Raw genomic sequence first — 256 nt, 5'->3', positions numbered from 1 at the left:
GGGTGTCATGCCGACCCGGCTTCTTCCTGCCCGTGCGCGTGCTCTCAAGGCTGTTCCGCCGCCTCTTCCTGGCGAAGCTCACTGAGGCCCATGCCGCCGGCCAGCTGAAGTTCTTCGGCGATCATGCGAGCTTAAGCGAGCGCAGCTCCTTTGTTAAATTCCTGGTGCCGCTCAGAAAAAAGAACTGGTTCGTCTACGCCAAGCCACCCTTCGCCGGACCCGAGGCCGTTCTGGCGTATCTGTCGCGCTACACCCA

At 61.7% G+C, this 256-nt stretch carries 1 protein-coding gene; it reads left to right on the top strand.

Translation table 11 applies throughout. From position 1 onward, the window contains the following. A partial coding sequence (locus tag C6558_RS39450) for a transposase (RefSeq protein WP_199197167.1) occupies window positions 1–256 on the top strand: 256 nt, incomplete at both ends.

The sequence above is a fragment of the Ensifer sp. NM-2 genome, assembly GCF_003024455.1.
Classification (GTDB): Bacteria; Pseudomonadota; Alphaproteobacteria; order Rhizobiales; family Rhizobiaceae; genus Ensifer; species Ensifer canadensis.
This window is presented reverse-complemented; position numbering and strand designations above follow the sequence as displayed.